This window comes from Actinomadura violacea (genome assembly GCF_017573465.1).
Classification (GTDB): Bacteria; Actinomycetota; Actinomycetes; order Streptosporangiales; family Streptosporangiaceae; genus Spirillospora; species Spirillospora violacea.
In genome coordinates this window covers 1-18,373 of the sequence record NZ_JAGEPF010000022.1, presented here as the reverse complement: position 1 = coordinate 18,373, position 18,373 = coordinate 1, and the positions used below count along the sequence as shown (strand labels likewise).

The following is an 18,373-nucleotide window of genomic DNA, read 5'->3' as shown; positions in this document are numbered from 1 at the left end:
AGGAGCGGTCGGGACGGCCGGGGGCCGCCGCGATCCTATGCGGGGTCCGCGGCGACGCCGTTGCCGGCGGGGCCCGGCTGCGGCGGGACGTGCGGCCGGAACGCGTCCTCCATGTCCGGCTTGTCGGCGGCGGGGGCCGCGGGGCGGGGCGCCGCGACCGGGCGGCGGCCGAGCATGTCGATCTTGTTCAGCACCGGGTTCGCCGCGATGACCTTGGTGAAGCTGACGAACTCGCTGGCCGCGTTCAGCGCGACGAGCCCGCCGAGGACGGCCAGCCGGGGGCCGCGGCCGAGCCGCGTCGCGGCCAGGCCGAGCAGCGCGCCGAGCGCGTTGGAGCCGGTGTCGCCGAGCATCGCCCGCTCGGCGAGGTCCTCGGGCAGCAGCGCGGCGGCGGCGCCGAGCGGCGCGGCGACGACGGCCGCGGCCGGCCGGGCCAGCGCCAGCGGCGCGCCGGTGAGCACGCCGACCTTGATCGCGCGGCCGGGCCGCAGGTCGAACAGGTTCATCAGGTTGGCGCTCCCGGCGACGATCACGCCGTTCACGGCGGTGTCGAACGCGCGGCCGCGCCGCGTCGGGGCGGGCGAGCCGGCGAGCGCGGCGGCGGCCAGCCCGGTCGCGCCGATACCGAGGATCTTGACCGCGCCGCTGGTCACCTCGCCGCGGGCGAGCGCGCCGAGATGGCCCTTGAAGCCGCGCGAGGACGCCGAGCCCGCCAGGTCGTCGTAGCCGCCGAGGATCCCGGACGCGGCGCCGGCGAGCAGCGCGGCGGCGCGGGTCCGGCCGGTGGCGCCCGGGGTCAGCAGCCCGGCCGCGGCGGCGCCCGCGACGAGCGCGGGGCCCTCCAGCAGCGTGACCGGCTCGCCGCGGTGGTTGGTGCGGTCCCACACCTCCTCGCCCGGCAGGCCGTTGAGGCCCGGCGGGCGCCGCGTCAGCGCGACGTACGCGGCGCGCGCCGCGACGGCGCCGAGGCCCATCCCCGCCAGCAGCCGCGCGCCCCTCGCCGAACCCGAGGCGATGCGTCGGTTCATCAGGTCACCCGCTCTTCCCCGCCGTGGGCGCGGGCGAGGGCAGGTAGCCGCTCGCGCCGGCGCCCGTCCCGTACTGTCCGGACTTGCCGTTCAGCTCGTTCTGCAGCGCCAGGATCGTCACGACCTGCCCGGACGAGGTGTCCACCATGTCGACGGCGGAGACCGAGTCGCCGGCGTCGGAGTCGCGCAGCGCAGCGATCAGCCCGCCCTCCTGCGCGGAGGTGACCGGGCCTCCGACGACCGTACCGCGACCGGCGCCGTCGAGTGCGGCGGCCAGCGAGATCAGTGCCTTGTTCGCCTGGTCCCCGCCCTCGTAGGTGTAGGGGTTGGCCGGGGCGACCATGACGGCGAGGGTGGCGTGCTGGCCCGGCTTGCCGCTGGTGGTGATGTAGCCGGCCTGCTTGAAGCCGCTGAGCACGGCGCCGCCGGCGGCGTCCTCGCGGCCGGTCTTGGCGGGGTCGCGGGTGAGCAGCGCGTCCGCCAGCACCGCGCCCGCCTTGTCGTAGGCGCTGGCGCCCGACGGGAACTGCACGCCGTCGCTCTTCAGCTGGGTGGACAGCTCGTCCAGGGTGGTCTGCTGGCCGTCGTCCAGCAGCTTCTTCTGGATCGTGACCCGGCCGGTGACGGCGGCGCCGGCGTCCTTGGCCAGCTCGCTGACCTGGTCGATGCTGTCGCTGCCCGCGCCCGGCGTCTCGAGCATGACGACGGACTGGCCCTTCAGCCGGTCCGCGACGAGCTGCGGCGACAGCACCTTGCTGAACTGCTCCTCGCCGCCCACCTGGTGCTGCAGCTGGCGCTGCGCGACCCGCGCCTCCTGGGCGCTCTTGGCCGCCGAGCTCGCCTGCTTGCGCAGCGTGTCGCCGACCGAGTTGGACAGGGTGGTGGAGCCCAGCACGATGCCGAGCGCCAGCGCGAGGAAGATCGCGACGATGGAGACGAGGTGATAGCGGAAATCGATCACGTGAAGAGTCCGGTCAGCCAGAAGACGAAGGCGTGCCAGCGGTCGGCCAGCAGGGGACTGATGACGTCCCCCGCCGGGGACATGGCGACGGCGGTGACGATGGCGACGAAGGCGCCGAGGACGAGGAACAGCAGCGACCAGGTGGAGATCCGGCTGCGGTAGAGCCGGGAGACGCCCTTGGCGTCCACCAGCTTGCTGCCGACCCGCAGCCGGGTGAGGAACGTGCTGGCCATGCCGGCGCGGCCCTTGTCGAGGAACTCGACCATGTTGGCGTGCGTGCCGACCGCGACGATCAGGGTGGCGCCCTTGTCGTCGGCGAGCAGCATCGCGATGTCCTCGCTGGTGGCCGTGGCGGGGAACACCACGGCCTCCTGGCCCAGCTCGTGCACGCGCTTCAGCCCGGGCGCCCGCCCGTCCCGGTAGGCGTGCACGACGATCTCCGCGCCGCAGGTCAGCGCGTCGTCGGAGACCGAGTCCATGTCGCCGACGATCATGTCGGGGCGGTAGCCGGCCTCCAGCAGCGCGTCCGCGCCGCCGTCCACCCCGATCAGCACCGGCCGGTACTCGCGGATGTAGGGCCGCAGCGTCGCGATGTCCTCGCGGTAGTGGTAGCCGCGGACCACGATCAGCGCGTGCCGGCCGTTGATCTTGGTGGCCACGTCGGGCACGCCGACGCCGTCGATGAGCAGGTCGCGCTCGCGCTTGACGTACTCCATCGTGTTGGCGACGAACGCCTCGAGCTGGCTGGCGAGCCCCGCCTTGGCCTCGGTGAGCGCCGTCTCGACCGTCTCGGCGGTCTGCTCGGTGCCCTTGGCGACGACGTCCTCGCCGAGGTGGACGCACTCCCCCTCGACCCGGACCTGGTCGCCCTCGTGCAGCTTGCCGAAGATCTCCGGGCCGACGTCGTCGATGAGCGGGACGCCGGCGTCCACCAGGATCTGCGGGCCGAGGTTCGGGTACCGGCCCGAGATGCTCGGCGCGACGTTCACCACCGCGCCGACCTGGCACGACACCAGCGCCTCGGCGCTGACCCGGTCGAGGTCGACGTGGTCGATCACGGCGACCTCGCCGGGCTGCAGCCGCTTGGTCAGGTCCTTGGTGCGGCGGTCCAGCCGGACGGTCGCGCTGACCCCCTGCCGGCCGTCCTCGCGGCCGCGGCCGAGCGCGAGCACGCGGCGCGGCAGCGTCAGCCGCTGCGTCAGCCGGGCGCGCCGCTCGGTGGTGGGAGCCGGTTCGTTCATCGCCTGCCATCCTGCCAGAGCACGCGAGTAAAGAGCCGCAGCGGCGATCGACGGGGCGTGTCAGCACCGTCGCGGACCGTGTTCACTTGTGCGTTCTCCCTGTTCGGACGTGCGCTAGCGTTCCTCGGCGGCCATGGCCAGCAGTTCCTCGGCGTGCGCCCGGCCGAGCTCGGAGTCCTCCAGGCCGGCGAGCATCCGGGACAGCTCCCGGATCCGCCCCTCCCGGTCCAGCGCGGTGACGCCGCTGCTGGTGACGGTGCCGTCGTCGGACTTCTCCACCAGCAGGTGCTGGTCGGCGAACGCGGCGACCTGCGGCAGGTGCGTGACGACGATCACCTGCGCGTTGCGGGCCAGCCGGGCCAGGCGGCGGCCGATCTCCACCGCCGCCTTGCCGCCGACGCCCGCGTCGACCTCGTCGAACACGAACGTCGGGACGGGGTCGGCGCCGGCGAACACCACCTCGATCGCCAGCATCACCCGGGACAGCTCGCCACCCGAGGCGCCCTTGTGCAGCGGCAGCGGCGGGGCGCCGGGGTGCGGGGCGAGCCGCACCTCCACCTCGTCGACGCCGTGCGGGCCGTAGTCGCCGGTGGGGGTGACGGTCACCACGACGCGGGCGTGCGGCATCGCCAGCGCGGTCAGCTCCGCGGTGACCGCGTCGGAGAACCGCTCGGCGGCGCGGCCGCGGACCGCGGTCAGCTCCGCCGCCTCGGCGGCGAGCCGCTCGGCCAGCTCGGCGTGCTCGGCGCGCAGCTCCTCGATGCGGCCGTCGTCGCCGTCCAGCTCGGTGAGGCGCGCCGCGGACCGGCGCGCCCACTCCAGCACCTCGGCGACCGTGCCCTCCGCGCCGCCGTACTTGCGGACCAGCGAGGTCAGCTCGGCGCGCCGCTCCTGGACGACAGCGAGCCGCGCCGGGTCGGCGTCCACGGACTCGGCGTAGGACGCCAGGTCGGTGCCGACGTCGGTGACGAGGTAGCCGGCCTCGGCGAGCCGGTCGGCGAGCGCCGCGAGGTCCGGGTCGTGCTCGCGGACGGCCTCCAGGGCGTTGCGCGCCTGGCCGAGCAGGCTCGTGACGTTCGCGGCCTCGAACGCGGCGGCCGCGTCGCCGAGCAGCGCCTCGTGCGCGGTGTCGGCGGCGCCGCGCAGCGCGTCGGCGTGCCCGAGCCGCTCCTCCTCGGCGGCGAGGTCGACGTCCTCGCCGTCCTTGGGGTCGACCTTCTCGATCTCCTCCAGGCCGAAGCGGAGCACGTCGGCCTCCTGCGCGCGCTCACGCGACCGGGTCGTCAGCTCCTCCAGCAACGCGCTCACCTGCCGGTGCCGCTGGTAGGCCTTGGTGTAGGCGCGCATCGGCTTGGTGAGGGAACCGCCCGCGTACCGGTCGAGGGCGCCGCGCTGCCGCCCGGCCTGCAGCAGCCGCTGCTGGTCGGACTGGCCGTGCACGGCGACCAGATCGTCGGCGAGGGTGATCAGCACGCTCACCGGAACGGACCGGCCGCCCAGGAACGCCCGGGAGCGGCCCTCCGCCGACACCGACCGGGTCACGATCAGCGCGCCCTCGTCCAGCTCGCCGCCGGACTCCTCGACCCGCTCGACCGCGCGGCCGCCCGGGTCGACCACGATCCGGCCCTCCACGGTGGCGCGGCCCGCGCCCGGCCGGACCCGCTGCGGGTCGGCGCGGCCGCCGAACAGCAGCCCCAGGCTCGTCACCACCATGGTCTTGCCGGCCCCGGTCTCGCCGGTGACCACGTTGAACCCCGGCGACAGATCGAGCACGGCCTCGTCGATCACGCCGAGGCCCTGGATCCGCACCTCATCGACCATCGGACGCACCAGCGTCACAACCCTCCGCAAACGAATCCCCGATCAGCGCCTGTGGAGATTATCCACTCTGTGCGCCGGATGCTCCCCCGTCCGTCCCGGCGAGACCGGGCGCCTCCGGCGCGGGCCCGGATCCGCCTCCGATCGTCTCGACCCCCGTGACCTGCGGCATCTCCTCGGCCGGGGACGGCGTCGCGGGCTGCCTGACCCGGCCGCGCCAGCCCGTCACGGGCAGCCCGAACTTGGTGACCAGCCGGTCGGTGAACGGGGTGAGGTGCAGCCGGGCGAGCCGGACCGGCTCCGCGCCGCGCCGCACCTCGACCCGCGCGCCGGGCGGCAGGTCGAGGGTGCGCTGCCCGTCGCACCACAGCACCGCGCGCGGCGTGTCCGCGAGCACCTCCACCGCGACCAGCGAGCGCGGCGAGACCACCAGCGGGCGGGCGAACAGCGAGTGCGCGCTGATCGGCACCACCAGCATCGCCTCGACCTCCGGCCACACCACGGGGCCGCCGGCGGAGAACGCGTACGCGGTCGAGCCGGTCGGGGTGGCGCACACCACCCCGTCGCAGCCCCAGTTCGACAGCGGGCGGCCGTCGATCTCGGCGACGACCTCCAGCATCCGCTCCCGCTCGGCCTTCTCGATACTGGCCTCGTTCAGCGCCCACGTCGCGCCCATCACCGTGCCGTTGCGGCGGACGGTGACGTCGATCGTCATCCGCTCCTCGACGTCGTAGCGGCGGGTGACGACCCGGTCGACGGTGGCGGCGAGATCCTCCCGCTCGGCCTCGGCGAGGAACCCGACGTGCCCGAGGTTCACGCCGAGCAGCGCCGTCCCGGACGTGCGGGTGAGGTCGGCGGCGCGCAGCAGCGTGCCGTCGCCGCCGAGCACCATCACGACCTCGGCGCCCTCGGCGGCGGCCGCGGTGCTCGGCATCACGTCCACGCCCGCGCAGCCGATGTCGGCGGCCTCGCGGTCCAGCACCCGGACGCAGATCCCGGCCGTGCTGAGCCGCTCGATGACCAGCTGGGCGCTGCGGACCGCCTCCGGCCGCCCGGTGTGCGCCACGACCAGCACCGACCTCTTGCTCATACCCTCGCCCCACTCCCCGGCCCGACCCGCCGTGCCGACGTCCTCTCGACGAACGCCCCCCGTGCGGGCGTTCCCGCCGCGGGCGCCCTTCCGCGGGCCGCCGTGTCCGCGGACGTCCTCTGTACGGCCGCGCGCCTCCGCGCGATCACTGCGGGCCCTCCGCGATCGCCTTGTCCAGGTCGGCGCCGGCGAGCGGCGGGGCGCCGGCGCGCAGCCACAGGAAGTACTCGACGTTCCCCGACGGCCCGGGCAGCGGGCTCGCGGCCACGCCGAGGACGCCGAGCCCGAGCGTCGCGGCGTGCCCGGCGACGTCCCGGACCGCCTCGGCGCGCAACTCCGGGTCGCGGACGACGCCGCCGGCGCCGACCCGGTCCTTGCCGACCTCGAACTGGGGCTTGACCATCATCGCGTAGTCGGCGTCCGGGGCCGCGCAGCGCTGCAGGGGCCCGAGGACGAGCTTGAGCGAGATGAACGACAGGTCGCCGACGACCAGGCCGGGCCGGGCGCCGCCGAGCGTTTCCGGCTCGAGGTCGCGGACGTTGACCCGCTCGATCACCGTGACCCGCTCGTCGGTCCGCAGCGACCAGGCGATCTGGCCGTACCCGACGTCGACGGCGTACACGTGCGCGGCGCCGGCGCGCAGCAGCACGTCGGTGAACCCGCCGGTCGAGGCGCCCGCGTCCAGGCAGACGCGGCCCTCGGTCGCCAGGCCCTCGAACGCCTCCAGGGCGCCGGCGAGCTTGTGGCCGCCGCGCGAGACGTACTCGGGCCCCCCGGCGGCCTCCTCGACGAGGATCGCCGCGCTCGTCTCGACCTGCGTCGCGGGCTTGGCCGCGCGCTGCCCGCCGACCTTGACCCGGCCGTCGGCGATCAGCTGGCTCGCGTGCTCCCGGGACCGGGCGAGCTCGCGGCGCACCAGTTCGGCGTCCAGCCGCCTCCTCACCGCCATCGGCCCGCTCCGGTGGTCGTCACCATGGTGATCGCGGGGCTCATGCGCGGGGGCGCAGCGCGTCGGGGAACGCGGGCCGCGGCGGCGGCACGGGCGGCCCCGCCTCGGCGGAGGGCCCCTCCGCGCCGGCCAGCAGGTCCTGGAGGCGCTGGTGGACGTCCGCGAAGATCTCGACGTGCTCGGCGACGGGCCGTCCGGGCAGTTCGCCCAGGCGCGCGAGGACCTCGTCCACCCGCGGGTCGCCGGTGGGCTCGGGCGGCGGCGCGGCCGGGACGCCCGGCTCCCCGCCGCCGTTCCCGGCGAGCGGGGACGGCGCCGGATCCGGCGTCGTCGCGGGCTCGTCGGACATCACGTGTACCTCCCGTTGGTTCCCCGGCGCGGGCGGCGAGTCGCCGCACGCCCACTGCGAACGCTACCGTCCCAGGACGACATCGTTGCCGATCGAACGGGGAACGGCCTGACCATGGCGAACGAGGACGACTGCCGGACGGCGCTCGACCGGATCGCGGAGCGGCTGGCGGAGGTGGACTCCGACCGGTTCGCCGAGCACGTGGTCGAGCGCACGATCAGCTGCCGCATCCCCGATCTCGGGCTGGCCTACCGGACGCGGCTGCACGTGGGCGGCCTGGACCCGTTCGAGCCCGCCGCCGACCCGGCCTCGGCGCAGGTCCGCCTGATCGTGGACAGCGACGACCTGGTCGCCATGGCGCACGACGAGCTGAACCCGGCCAAGGCGTGGGCGGCGGGCCGCCTGCGGGTCGAGGCGAGCGTGTTCGACCTGCTGCGGCTGCGCCGGCTGCTGTGACCGCCGCCCGGGCCGCGAGCACCGCCCTGGTCACGAGCGCAGCCCGGGCCGCGAGCGCCGTCAGCGGAGCCGGGGCAGTCCCAGGGCGTCCAGCGCGCCGCTGAGCGCCTCCGCCGCCGGCGGGGCCTCGTTCTCCCAGGCGGCCGACGCGAGGGCGCGCAGGCCGTCGTAGGGCTCGCCCGAGCCGGTGACGCCGAACCGGTCGGCGTCCCTGGTGACCGTCCAGCCGCCGCAGGAGTGCCGGCCGCCGTCCCGCGCGACCTCGGGGTGCGGGATGAGCAGGCCGTTCAGGTCGTGCGCGAGGTAGGTGGGCCGGTGGTTCGGCGGGGCGGTCAGGGCCTGCATGTGGTCGGTCACGCCGGTGAAGACCAGCAGGCTGTCGGCGCCGCCGTTGTGGGCGCCCTCGATGTCGGTGTCCAGGCGGTCGCCGACGACCAGGGGCCGCTCGGCGCCCGTCCGCATGATCGACTCCTGGTGCAGCGGCCGCTCGGGCTTGCCCGTGACGATCGGCTCGACGCCCGTGGCGGAGCTGATCACGCGCAGCAGCGCGCCGTTGCCGGGGTGCAGCGGGCCGCCGCCGCCCGGGATCGTCAGGTCGCGGTTGGAGCCGACGAACAGGGCGCCCATGCTGACGGCCTGGGCGCCCTCCGACAGCAGCCCGTAGGACAGCCGCACGTCGTAGCCCTGCACGACCGCGGCGGGACGCCCGGACGCCACCGACACCGGCCGCAGGCCCCGCGCGTACAGGGCGTGCCGCAGCCCCATCCCGCCGACCACCAGCACCTCCGACCCGGCGGGCAGCCGCTCGGCCAGCAGCCGGGCGGCGGCCTGCGCGGAGGTCACCACGTCTTCGGCGTTCGCGGGGACGCCGACCTCGTTGAGCAGCGCCGCCACCGCCGACGGCGTCCGCGACGCGTTGTTGGTCACGAACGCCGGCCGCTGCCCCGCCGCGCGCGCCTTGGCGAGCGCGTCGGCCGCCGCCGGGACGGGCCGCTGCCCGACGTACACGACGCCGTCGAGGTCCAGCAGGGCGACGTCGTACGCCTCGCTCAGGGGACGGTCACTGCCCTTCATCGCACGCTCCTCGGGATCGGGGGGCCACAGCTCGCCGGGGGCACGGCCTTCGTTCGGGGGGCGGACGGGGGTCACCTGCGGGACGCGAGGGTCGCCCGGGCGTGCCGCAGCGCCCGCGCGTAGTCCTGGTTCTCGGGACGCATCGCCGCCGCGAGCGCGAGATGCTCGACCGCGCCCTCGAAGTCGCCCATCCGGCTGAGCGACAACCCTAACCCGAAGCGCGCGTAGTCCTCGGCGGGCTCCTCCTCCACGATGCTCTGGAAGCTCTCGGCCGCCGCGCCGAACTGCCGCGCCCCGAACTGCGCCCGGGCGAGCGCCTCCCGGATGCTGTGCGAGGCGGGCTCGGCCTCCGCCGCCCTGCTCAGCAGCTGCAGCGCGGCCGACGCGCTCCCCGAGCGCACCAGCTCCAGCCCCCGCGTGTACCACTCGTAGACGCCGCCGCCGGGGGCGGCGGAATGCTCGCCCGGGCCGTCGCCCTGGGAATCGTCCGGGCGTCCCGGTCCTTCAACACTCATGTGGACCTCCCATCGGACCTTGATCGCCACGACGGTACCCGGCCGACGCGCGGGGGCCCGTCGCTGATTACCATGCCCACAGTGGACGACGACCTCCCCTCCGGGCTCGGACCGGAACAGTTCAGCGCCCGGATCTTCGGGTCCGCGGGGCCCGCGGCGGGCGGCGGGCTGGAGCTGGCGCCGTTCCGCGGCGTCCGGTTCGTCCCCGAGGTGGCGGGCGACCTGGCCGCGGTCACCACGCCCCCCTACGACCTGGTGGACGACGCGGAGGTCGGCCGGCTGCTGTCGGGCGGCGGGCACAACATCGTCCGGCTGAACATGCCGCGGGCCGCCGGGGAGAGCTACCGGGAGGCGGGCGAGACGCTGCGCCGCTGGCTCGCCGAGGGGGTGCTCACAACCGACCCCGACCCGGCCCTGTACGTGTACGAGGCGGCCAAGGACGGGACGGTGCTGCAGCGGGGCCTGATCGGGGCGCTCGGGCTGCGCGCGGAGGCCGACCGGGTCGTGCTGCCGCACGAGAACGTGTTCCCCGGCCCGGTCCGCGACCGGCTGGCGCTGATGGCGGCGGCCCGCGCCAACCTCGAACCGATCTTCCTGGTGTACGAGGGCGGCGGGGACGCGGCCGGGATCGTCGACGACGCCGCGCGGGAGGAGCCGCTGCTGGGCTTCCGCGCCGACGACGGGCTCACGCACCGGCTGTGGCGGATCGCCGATCCGGCGCTGCACGCCCGCGTGTCCGCCGACCTGCGGGGGAAGCAGGCGCTGATCGCCGACGGGCACCACCGCTACGCCACGTACCGGGCGCTGCAGGCCCGCCACCACGCGGCGGGGGACGGTCCCGGCCCCTGGGACCGCGGCCTGGCGCTGCTCGTGGACTCGACGCGGTTCCCGCCGCATCTCGGCGCGATCCACCGCGTCCTGCCGGGCCTGGCGCCTGGCGACGCGGTCGAGCGCGCGCGCAAGGCGTTCGCCGTCACCGAGTTCGGGTCTGAGAGCCCGGCCGTGCGCGCCCTCGGCGAGGCGCAGGGCCCCGCGTTCCTGGTCGGCGGCAGCGAGAAGCTGCACCTGCTCACCTCGCCCGACCCCGCCGCGCTGGCCCGCGTGATGCCGTCCGAGCACTCCGCGCGCTGGCGGTGCCTGGACACCGCCGTCCTCGACCACCTGCTCATCGGGGACCTGTGGAACGTCCCCGAGAACGAGAACGCCATCGAGGTCGTGCACGACGACCCGTCCGCCGCGCTCGACCGGGCCCGCCGCGCCGGCGGCACCGCCGTCGTCCTCAACCCGCTGAAGGTCGAGGACGTCCTCGCGGTCGCGAACGGCGGCGAGCGGGTGCCGCGCAAGTCCACCTCGTTCGGCCCCAAGCCCAGGACGGGCCTCGTCCTGCGCCTCCTCGACCCGGAAGGTGACCGATGACCGACCGCACCATCGACAAGATCGCCTGGATCCTGCTGGACGGCGGCCGCATCCTGAGCACCCGCTCGCGCGGGAAGGACGTCTACTACCTGCCCGGCGGGAAGCGCGAGGCCGGCGAGTCCGACGCGCAGACGCTGGCCCGGGAGGTCAAGGAGGAGCTGACCGTCGACGTCCTGCCGGAGACGGCCGCCCACCTCGGCACGTGGGAGGCGCAGGCGCACGGGCACGCGGGCGGCGTCACCGTCCGGATGACCTGCTACACCGCCGAGCACACCGGCACGCCCGCGCCGAGCAGCGAGATCGAGGAGGTCGCCTGGCTCGGGTACGCCGACCGCGACCGGGTGTCGCCGGTCGACCAGCTGATCTTCGACGACCTGCACGCGGCGGGCCGGCTGAGCTGACCCGCCCTCCGGCCGCCCCGGGGTGGCCGGACGCGGCGGCCGGGGGCGATGATCTGCGCATGGACTCCTCGAACATCACGCCGCTCGGCGGAGACGTCTACGAGATCGACACCCTCCTGGCGGGCCATTCGGGCATCACGGCCGCGTATCTCGTCCTCGCCGACCGGCCGTGCCTGATCGAGCCGGGCACCGCCGGCTCGGCGCCCATCGTGCGGCGGGCGCTCGACGAGCTCGGCGTCGGCGCGGACGACCTCGCGAGCGTGGTGGTCACCCACATCCACCTCGACCACGCGGGCGGCGTCGGCGACATCGCCGCGCTGTACCCGCAGGCCGAGATCGTCGTGCACGAGAAGGGCGCCCGGCACCTCGCCGACCCGTCCCGCCTGATGCGCAGCGCCCGCATGGTGTGGGGCGACGCCCTCGACACCCTGTTCGGCGAGCTGAAGCCGACCGACTCCGCGCGCATCCGCGCCGTCGAGGACACCGGCGTCATCGACCTCGGCGGCGGACGGCGGCTGGAGTCGTACTACTCCCCCGGCCACGCCAAGCACCACGTCGGCCTCGTCGACTCCGGCACCGGCGACCTGTACGTGGGCGACGCGGCCGGCATCTACATCCCCGAGACGGCGGACGTCCGGCCCGCGACCCCGCCGCCGGACTTCGACCTGGACACCGCGCTGGCCTCGCTCGGCAAGTTCCGCGACCTCGGCCCGCAGCGGCTGCTGTTCGCGCACTACGGCCCGGTGACGGAGGTCGAGGACACGCTGGAACGCTCCGCCGAGGAGCTGCGCGTGTGGGTCGACGCGGTCCGCGACGCGCGGGACCAGGGCCTCGAACTCGACCACGCCGTCGCGATGGTGGTGGAGCGCACCAGGGACCGCTACGCCATCAACAGCGCCGACCTCGATCCCGAGCTGGCCGCCAAGTACGACGTCCTCAACAGCCCGGCCAACAACGTCGCGGGCATCATGCACGCCCTGGACCGGCACGCCTGAGCCGCGCTACGGCACCTGGGCCGTCTCCGCGGCGGACGGGCCGCCGTCCTCCGGCTGGAGCAGGCGGGAGCGCAGCAGTTCGAGGACCTGATCCAGCGCGTCGCGCGTGGGCTGGCCCGGCTCGTCGATGAGGTGCTCGGTGAGGACGGAGTGCGGCCTCAGCAGGCCGTCCGGATTCGCCGCCGAGTCATCGAGTTCGACGGCGACGAACGCGTCGCCGAGCTGGCGGCGCAGGAAGTCGAAGCGTTCGCCGGGGACGAGCCGGTCGCCGCGGAACCGCAGGCCCAGCACCCGCAGGTCGTCCGCGCCGCGGCGCTTGACGGCGGCGAGGTCGGCCGGCGAGATGTCGATCGAGCCGCGCTGCGCCCGGGTGACCGGCAGCGGCATCGACGGCTGGGACAGCACGGCCGCGAGGAGCCGGTCGTCGGCGGCCATCGCCAGCGCGAAGCCGCCGGTGAAGCACATGCCGACGGCGCCGACGCCCGGACCGCCGCATTCGGCGTGCTCGTGCGCGGCCAGGGCGCGCAGCCACGTCACGATCGGCGAGGTCTTCCCCGTCGCGAGCTTGGTGAACTCGCGCCGGACGCAGAGCGGCGCCATGGCGCGGACGCCGTAGCCGATCGTGCCGGTCCACCCGTGCGCGGCGGGGTCGGGGTCGCGTCCGGCCGTCCCGAACAGGTCGGGCAGCACGGCGGTGAGGCCCAGGTCGCGGACGCGGCGGGCGAACGCGAGCACCTTCGGGGTGATGCCCGGGATCTCCGCCATCACGATGACGGCGGGCCCGGTCCCCGACCGGAACACCCGGTGGGACGCGCCGCCGTGCGCGAACGTCCCGCGGGTGAAGTCGGACATGCTGTCGTCGGCCATGTCGCGGGCCCTTCCGTCGCACCGGACGCGGCCTCGCACGGGCCGCGCAGCAGAGTTATTGACACACTATCGAATAATTGCCCCGCCCGGCTCCGCCGCCCGATCGCCCAGCGCCGCGACGTAGGCCGCGACCGACCGTCCGGCCGCCGCGAACGGCTCCACCGAACGCAGGCCGCGGGCCAGGATGAACGCGCCCTCCAGCGCGGCGAGCAGCGCGTACATCGCGCTGCGCGCGCCGGGTTCGGACAGCCCGCGCCCCGCCAGGTAGCGGGTCCCCTCCTCGATCCAGCCCGCCATCACCTCGCCGGCCACCTCCCGCAGCCGCGGCTCGACGTCGGCGACCTCGCCCGTCACGGTGCCGACGGGGCACATGTTCGCCCAGCCGGTGCCGCGCATGTCCTCGCCCGCCGCCGCGAACGCCGCCTCGATGCCCTCCACCAGATCCTCATAAGGGTCGAGCAGCAGCGGCAGCAACCGGATGTAGGCGGCGCCGGTGCTGCGCAGCGCGGCCTCCGCGACCTCCCGCTTCCCGCCCTTGAAGTGGTGGTAGATCGAGCCGGTCGGCGCGTCCGCCGCCCGGGCGAGCTGGTTGACGCCCGTCGCCGCGTACCCCTGCCTGCGCAGCAGCTCGGCCATCGCCAGCGTGATCCGCTCATCGGTGCGCATGACCCACATGATAGAACGGTCTCTCTAGAGAGATCGTTCTAGTGGGAGGCCGCGGTGAAGCACGTCGAGGTGTCCGCCGGAGTCATCGAGTACGACGAGACCGGCTCCGGCCCGCCGGTCGTGCTGCTGCACGGCCTGCTGATGGACCACACCCTCTGGGACCGCGTGCTGCCGCTCCTCCCGGAGGGCTTCACCTACCTGCGGCCCGTCCTGCCGCTCGGCGCGCACCGCCGCCCGATGAAGGATGGGGCGGACCTCACGCTGCGCGGGCAGGTCCGCATCGTCGCCGACCTCCTCGACGCCCTCGACCTGCGGGACGTCACGCTCGTCCACGCCGACTGGGGCGGCGCGCTGTTCCTCACCGCGCACGGCCTCGACCAGCGGGTCTCCCGGCTCGTCGTCCTGCCGTGCGAGGCGTTCGGCAACTTCCCGCCCGGACTGCCCGGCCGGATGCTGAAGATCGCCAAACGGGTCCCCGGCGCGTTCCGCCTGGTCGCCCGGCAGCTGCGCATCGCCCGCCTCCGGCGGCTCCCCCTCCTGTTCGGGCAGATGGCCCGCCGGCCCGTCCCGGACGACCTCGTCCGCCGCTGGACGGAACCGGTGCTGCGCGACCGCGGCGTCGTTCGCGACCTGCAGGCGTACTGCCGCACCCCGCTCGTCGAGTCCGAACTCGTCCGCGACACCGAGGCGCTGCGCGGATTCACCGGCCCGGCGCTCGTCCTCTGGTCGCCCGACAACCGGGTGATGCCGCCCGAGCACGGCCGCCGCCTCGCCGAACTGCTGCCCGCCGGCCGGTACGCCGAGGTGCCCGGCGCCTACGTCCTGTCGATGCTTGACGAACCCGAGACCGTGGCCCGCGAGATTGGCGCGTTCCTCACCCGCTGACCCCGCTCAAGGCTCGCGGGCGCTCACTTCTTGCGGGCCACGCCGCCCCACATGCCGGTCGTGGCGGACGGCGTCGCGTCCGCGTCTGGCCGCCAGTCCTGCACGGGGACGACGCCGGGCTCGAGCAGGTCGAGCCCGGAGAAGAACGCCTCGACGCCGTCACGGGTGCGGAACGTCACGCGGAAGCCCATCGCCTTGGTGAGCGCGTCCTCCGCGGCCGACATCCGCTCGGGCAGCTGGTCGATACCGGGATGCGTGATGGCGAGGAAGCTGCCGGGCGCGAGGGCGTCGAGCAGCGTGCCGATGAGGCCCTGCGGATCGTCGTCGTCCGGGATGCAGTGCAGCACCGCGATCAGCAGCAGGCCCACCGGGCGCTCGAAGTCGAGCAGCCCCGCGGCCTCCTCCAGGATCCGGCCGGTGTCGCGCAGGTCGGCGTCGACGAACGAGGTCGGCGCGGTCACTCCGGACAGCAGGGCCCGCGCGTGCGCGAGCACGATCGGGTCGTTGTCGGCGTACACGACCCGGCTCTCCGGGGCGGCGGCCTGCGCGACCATGTGCGTGTTGTTCGCGGTGGGGATGCCCGTGCCGATGTCGAGGAACTGAGTGACGCCCTCCCCGACCATCGACCGCACCGCGCGGCTCAGGAACGCCCGGTTCGCGGTGACGCCCGGCTTGATCGTCGGCGTCGCGAGCATCACCTGCTCGGCGGCGGCCCGGTCGGAGGCGAAGTTGTCCTTGCCGCCGAGCCAGTAGTCGTAGATCCGCGCGATGTGCGGGGTCGCGACGTCGATGCCCTTGGGCGCGGCCTCTTCCTCACCGGCGGTCATGCGGCACAGCCTAACCCGAAACCCGCCGAAAGATCATTCTTCCGTTCTTTCCGGCATTTCTGCCGGCCTGGCGGACCGGGTCGTGTTTCCGGACGCACCGTCCCCGGTGCGTCCGGAAACACGACTCAGCAGGTCACGCGCCCGTTTCCGGCTCGCCGTCGTCGCCCGGCGCCTCAGGCTCGGACTCCGCGACGCCCTGGTCGGGCTCGACCGTCTTGGGCTCGAGGAACACCGCGGGCGCCTCGGGAACCTCGTCCGGAGCCGGCTCCAGGATCTCCGGGTCGGCGGGCTTGAACTGGATGTCCGTCGCCGTGACGATCTCCGGCACGCCGGCGTCCTCCGGCTCCTCCGCCACCGCCTCGTCGACGGCCTCCTCGGTGGCGTCCTCCGCCTCCGGGACGACCTCCTCCACGGCCGGCTCCGCGGCCTCGCCCTCTGCCTGCTCCGTGGCCGCGGCCTCGGTCTCCTCGGCGGTCTCCTCCTCGTCCCCTTCCTCGGTGTCGAGGATGTGGAGCCCTTCGATCTCCGCGTACCGTTCGGCCGCGTCGGTCTCGCCGTCGCGGTCCGCGGCGGCCGCGCGGGCGAACCAGTCGGACGCCTCCTCGCCGCGCCCCGCCTCCGCGAGCGCGTCGGCGTAGGCGTAGAAGAGCCGCGCCGACCAGGGCCTCAGCCGCCGGTCGCGAAGCTCGGGGATCTGCAGCGTCACCACGGCCGCGTCGTACTGGCCGAGGTCACGGCGCACGCCCGACTCCACGATCCGCAGCTCCACCCGGCCCATCGGGTCGAGCCGGTCCGCCTCCGGCGACTTGATCACGTCGAGGGCGCGCTCGGGGCGTCCGAGCCCGCGCTCGCAGTCGGCCATGACGGGCAGGTACGAGTCGTCGCCCGCGCCGAGCCTGCGGGCCGCCCGCAGTTCGGCGAGCGCCTCCGCCCAGTCGCCCGTCTGGTACGCGGCGATCCCGGCGGCCTCCCGGACGATTCCGACCCGGGACGCGAGCCGACGCGCCGCGCGGGCGTGCTTGTACGCCTGCTCCGGCTCGTCCTCCGACAGCCGGCCCGCCATCACCAGATGGCGCGCCACGCGCTCCGCGAGGTCCTTCGGCAGCGTCCGCAGCTCGGCGCGCGCCTCTTCGTCCAGCTCCTCGCCGGTGACGTCGTCGGGCAGCAGCGGATCGTCGTGCTTGGGCGCCGGACGCTCACGCTCGGCCGCCTCGGGACGCCCGGGTCCGCGACCGCGGTATCCGCCGTCGCGCTGTCCGCGCGGCCGTTCCCGGTCGCCCTCGAACCGGCGCCCACCGGGCCGTCCGCCCCGCTCGTCGCGGTCCTGGAACCGGCGCTCGCCCTGCCGGCCACCGGGCCGGGACTCGCGAGGCCCACCAGGCCGCCCACCGCCACCCTCACGCCGCTCACCACGCGGCCCACCAAAGCCGCCCTCGCGACGCTCACCACGGGGACCGCCGAAGCCGCCTCCACGCCGTTCGCCGCGGGGACCGCCAGACCCACCTTCACGCCGCTCACCACGAGGACCGCCGAAGCCGCCCTCGCGACGCTGACCGCGAGAACCACCGAAGCCACCCTCACGGCGCTCACCACGCGGGCCGCCAGACCCACCTTCACGCCGCTCACCACGCGGCCCAGCGAAGCCGCCCTCGCGACGTTCACCGCGCGGACCACCAAAGCCACCTTCACGCCGCTCACCACGAGGACCGCCGGATCCACCCTCACGGCGTTCACCGCGCGGGCCACCAAAGCCGCCCTCACGCCGCTCACCACGAGGACCGCCGAAACCACCTTCACGGCGTTCGCCGCGCGGGCCGCCAGACCCACCTTCACGCCGCTCACCGCGCGGACCACCGAACCCGCCCTCACGGCGTTCACCGCGCGGACCACCGAAGCCGCCCTCGCGGCGTTCGCCTCTGCGGCCGTCGAAGCGACCTTGGCGCGCCTCTCCGCTCGGACGCTGGCCACCGCCACGCGGGCCGCCCTGACGGTCGTCGCGTCGCTCACCGCGCGGACCACCGAAGCCGCCATCGCGGCGCTCCCCCCGGGGGCCGCCGAAGCGCTCTTCGCGAGCCTCGCCACGCGGGCCCTGACTGCCACCGAAACGGCCGCCGCCAGCGCCCGGACCCGTACGGGGGCCGCGCTGGCCGGGCTTGCCGCCGCGCGGACCGCCGGGCGCGCCGGAGCGCCGCTCATCACGGGGCCCCGCGTTCCGCCGTTCGCCACCGGCACCGCGCGGGCCGCCGAAGCGGTTCTCGCCGCCGCGGCCGCTTCCGGACCGGTCATCGCGACGGTCGCGGGAGTTCCCCTCGCCACCGCGACGGTCGTCGTTCCCCTGGAACGGGCGGCCGGACGGCCGATCGTCGCGCCGGCCCCCGCCGTCGCGGCCCTTCCAGCCACCACCGCCGCCGCCCGGACGCCCCCGGCCGGCCTTCGGGCCGCCGTTGCGAGGCGCGGATCCGCGAGGACCGCCGCTCCCGCGCGCACCGGATCCGCCGTTGCCCCCACGAGCGCCGGGCGCCCCGCGCCCGCCGTTCTTCCCCCGCCGCCCGCGGTTGTCGTCGCTGCGGCCGTCCTCTTCCGCGCTCATCACGTCCGTCACTGTTCTTGATGGTGGTTCATGGACTCTTGCAGCCTACTTCGGCAGACCCATGACATGCGTCGAGGGCCGCCCCCCGAAAACAGGGTGCGACCCTCGACCAAAAAATGTCCGGCGGTGTCCTACTCTCCCACACAGTCTCCCATGCAGTACCATCGGCGCTGGAGGGCTTAACTTCCGGGTTCGGAATGGGACCGGGTGTTTCCCCTCCGCCAAAACCACCGAACGACCAACCC

At 74.9% G+C, this 18,373-nt stretch carries 19 protein-coding genes and 1 rRNA gene; 6 read left to right on the top strand and 14 right to left on the bottom strand.

Annotation, left to right across the window (positions count from 1 at the left end; translation table 11 throughout):
- Positions 1–35 precede the first annotated feature (35 nt).
- The 7 genes from J4709_RS33170 to J4709_RS33140 form a co-directional block, all read right to left on the bottom strand.
- Positions 36–1,028, bottom strand: coding sequence for a hypothetical protein (locus J4709_RS33170; protein ID WP_232384421.1), 993 nt, complete (start codon positions 1,026–1,028; stop codon positions 36–38).
- Positions 1,029–1,032: 4 nt separating this feature from the next.
- Complete coding sequence (locus J4709_RS33165) at positions 1,033–1,989, bottom strand: copper transporter (RefSeq protein ID WP_208246717.1); 957 nt, start codon at positions 1,987–1,989, stop codon at positions 1,033–1,035.
- Positions 1,986–3,230, bottom strand: a complete 1,245-nt coding sequence (gene steA / locus J4709_RS33160; protein WP_208246715.1) for a putative cytokinetic ring protein SteA — start codon at positions 3,228–3,230, stop codon at positions 1,986–1,988. Before steA ends, J4709_RS33165 begins: the two co-directional genes overlap by 4 nt.
- 114 nt (positions 3,231–3,344) lie before the next feature.
- Positions 3,345–5,051: a DNA repair protein RecN gene (gene recN, locus J4709_RS33155; RefSeq protein ID WP_208246713.1), complete on the bottom strand. Its 1,707-nt coding sequence runs from the start codon at positions 5,049–5,051 to the stop codon at positions 3,345–3,347.
- A 58-nt stretch (positions 5,052–5,109) separates the two neighbouring features.
- The gene (locus tag J4709_RS33150) at positions 5,110–6,138 is read right to left on the bottom strand and encodes an NAD kinase (RefSeq protein ID WP_208246710.1); all 1,029 of its coding nucleotides are present in this window, start codon (positions 6,136–6,138) and stop codon (positions 5,110–5,112) included.
- A 145-nt stretch (positions 6,139–6,283) separates the two neighbouring features.
- Entirely contained in the window at positions 6,284–7,087 is an 804-nt protein-coding gene (locus J4709_RS33145; protein WP_208246708.1) for a TlyA family RNA methyltransferase, read from the bottom strand.
- Between the two features lie 40 nt (positions 7,088–7,127).
- Positions 7,128–7,436: a hypothetical protein gene (locus tag J4709_RS33140; RefSeq protein WP_208246707.1), complete on the bottom strand. Its 309-nt coding sequence runs from the start codon at positions 7,434–7,436 to the stop codon at positions 7,128–7,130.
- Positions 7,437–7,550: 114 nt separating this feature from the next.
- Here J4709_RS33140 and J4709_RS33135 point away from each other — a divergent pair, with 114 nt between their 5' ends.
- Positions 7,551–7,892 (top strand): SCP2 sterol-binding domain-containing protein, encoded by a 342-nt coding sequence (locus J4709_RS33135; RefSeq protein WP_208246705.1) that lies wholly within the window; start codon positions 7,551–7,553, stop codon positions 7,890–7,892.
- A 60-nt stretch (positions 7,893–7,952) separates the two neighbouring features.
- On the opposite strand, the gene J4709_RS33130 is transcribed toward J4709_RS33135, so the two are convergent.
- Positions 7,953–8,966, bottom strand: a complete 1,014-nt coding sequence (locus J4709_RS33130) for an HAD-IIA family hydrolase (RefSeq protein WP_208246702.1) — start codon at positions 8,964–8,966, stop codon at positions 7,953–7,955.
- Between the two features lie 71 nt (positions 8,967–9,037).
- Positions 9,038–9,481: a tetratricopeptide repeat protein gene (locus J4709_RS33125; RefSeq protein WP_208246692.1), complete on the bottom strand. Its 444-nt coding sequence runs from the start codon at positions 9,479–9,481 to the stop codon at positions 9,038–9,040.
- A 72-nt stretch (positions 9,482–9,553) separates the two neighbouring features.
- On the opposite strand from J4709_RS33125, the gene J4709_RS33120 reads away from it, so the two are divergent.
- From J4709_RS33120 to J4709_RS33110, 3 genes are read left to right on the top strand one after another with little or no spacing between them, the layout of a single operon-like run.
- Positions 9,554–10,897, top strand: a complete 1,344-nt coding sequence (locus J4709_RS33120; RefSeq protein WP_208246690.1) for a DUF1015 family protein — start codon at positions 9,554–9,556, stop codon at positions 10,895–10,897.
- Entirely contained in the window at positions 10,894–11,298 is a 405-nt protein-coding gene (locus J4709_RS33115) for an NUDIX hydrolase (RefSeq protein ID WP_208246688.1), read from the top strand. Before J4709_RS33120 ends, J4709_RS33115 begins: the two co-directional genes overlap by 4 nt.
- A gap of 59 nt (positions 11,299–11,357) precedes the next feature.
- Complete coding sequence (locus J4709_RS33110) at positions 11,358–12,293, top strand: MBL fold metallo-hydrolase (protein ID WP_208246686.1); 936 nt, start codon at positions 11,358–11,360, stop codon at positions 12,291–12,293.
- Between the two features lie 6 nt (positions 12,294–12,299).
- On the opposite strand, the gene J4709_RS33105 is transcribed toward J4709_RS33110, so the two are convergent.
- A complete protein-coding gene (locus J4709_RS33105; RefSeq protein WP_208246684.1) occupies positions 12,300–13,160 on the bottom strand; it encodes a dienelactone hydrolase family protein in 861 nt (286 codons plus the stop codon).
- 66 nt (positions 13,161–13,226) lie between these two features.
- Positions 13,227–13,826 carry a TetR/AcrR family transcriptional regulator gene (locus tag J4709_RS33100; protein ID WP_232384420.1) on the bottom strand — a complete coding sequence of 200 codons (600 nt, stop codon included), beginning with the start codon at positions 13,824–13,826 and terminating at the stop codon, positions 13,227–13,229.
- Positions 13,827–13,880: 54 nt separating this feature from the next.
- Between J4709_RS33100 and J4709_RS33095 the strand changes: the two genes are divergently transcribed.
- Positions 13,881–14,711 carry an alpha/beta fold hydrolase gene (locus J4709_RS33095; RefSeq protein WP_208246680.1) on the top strand — a complete coding sequence of 277 codons (831 nt, stop codon included), beginning with the start codon at positions 13,881–13,883 and terminating at the stop codon, positions 14,709–14,711.
- Positions 14,712–14,734: 23 nt separating this feature from the next.
- Here J4709_RS33095 and J4709_RS33090 read toward each other — a convergent pair whose 3' ends face one another.
- Complete coding sequence (locus J4709_RS33090; RefSeq protein WP_208246679.1) at positions 14,735–15,538, bottom strand: SAM-dependent methyltransferase; 804 nt, start codon at positions 15,536–15,538, stop codon at positions 14,735–14,737.
- 133 nt (positions 15,539–15,671) lie between these two features.
- Positions 15,672–16,619 carry a hypothetical protein gene (locus J4709_RS53855; protein WP_307801755.1) on the bottom strand — a complete coding sequence of 316 codons (948 nt, stop codon included), beginning with the start codon at positions 16,617–16,619 and terminating at the stop codon, positions 15,672–15,674.
- Between J4709_RS53855 and J4709_RS33080 the strand changes: the two genes are divergently transcribed.
- Positions 16,608–18,149, top strand: coding sequence for a hypothetical protein (locus J4709_RS33080; protein ID WP_208247076.1), 1,542 nt, complete (start codon positions 16,608–16,610; stop codon positions 18,147–18,149). The two genes, J4709_RS53855 and J4709_RS33080, sit on opposite strands and share 12 nt — an antisense overlap.
- A gap of 97 nt (positions 18,150–18,246) precedes the next feature.
- Here the strand turns inward: J4709_RS33080 and rrf are convergent.
- Positions 18,247–18,363, bottom strand: a 5S ribosomal RNA gene (gene rrf / locus J4709_RS33075).
- Between the last annotated feature and the right edge of the window lie 10 nt (positions 18,364–18,373).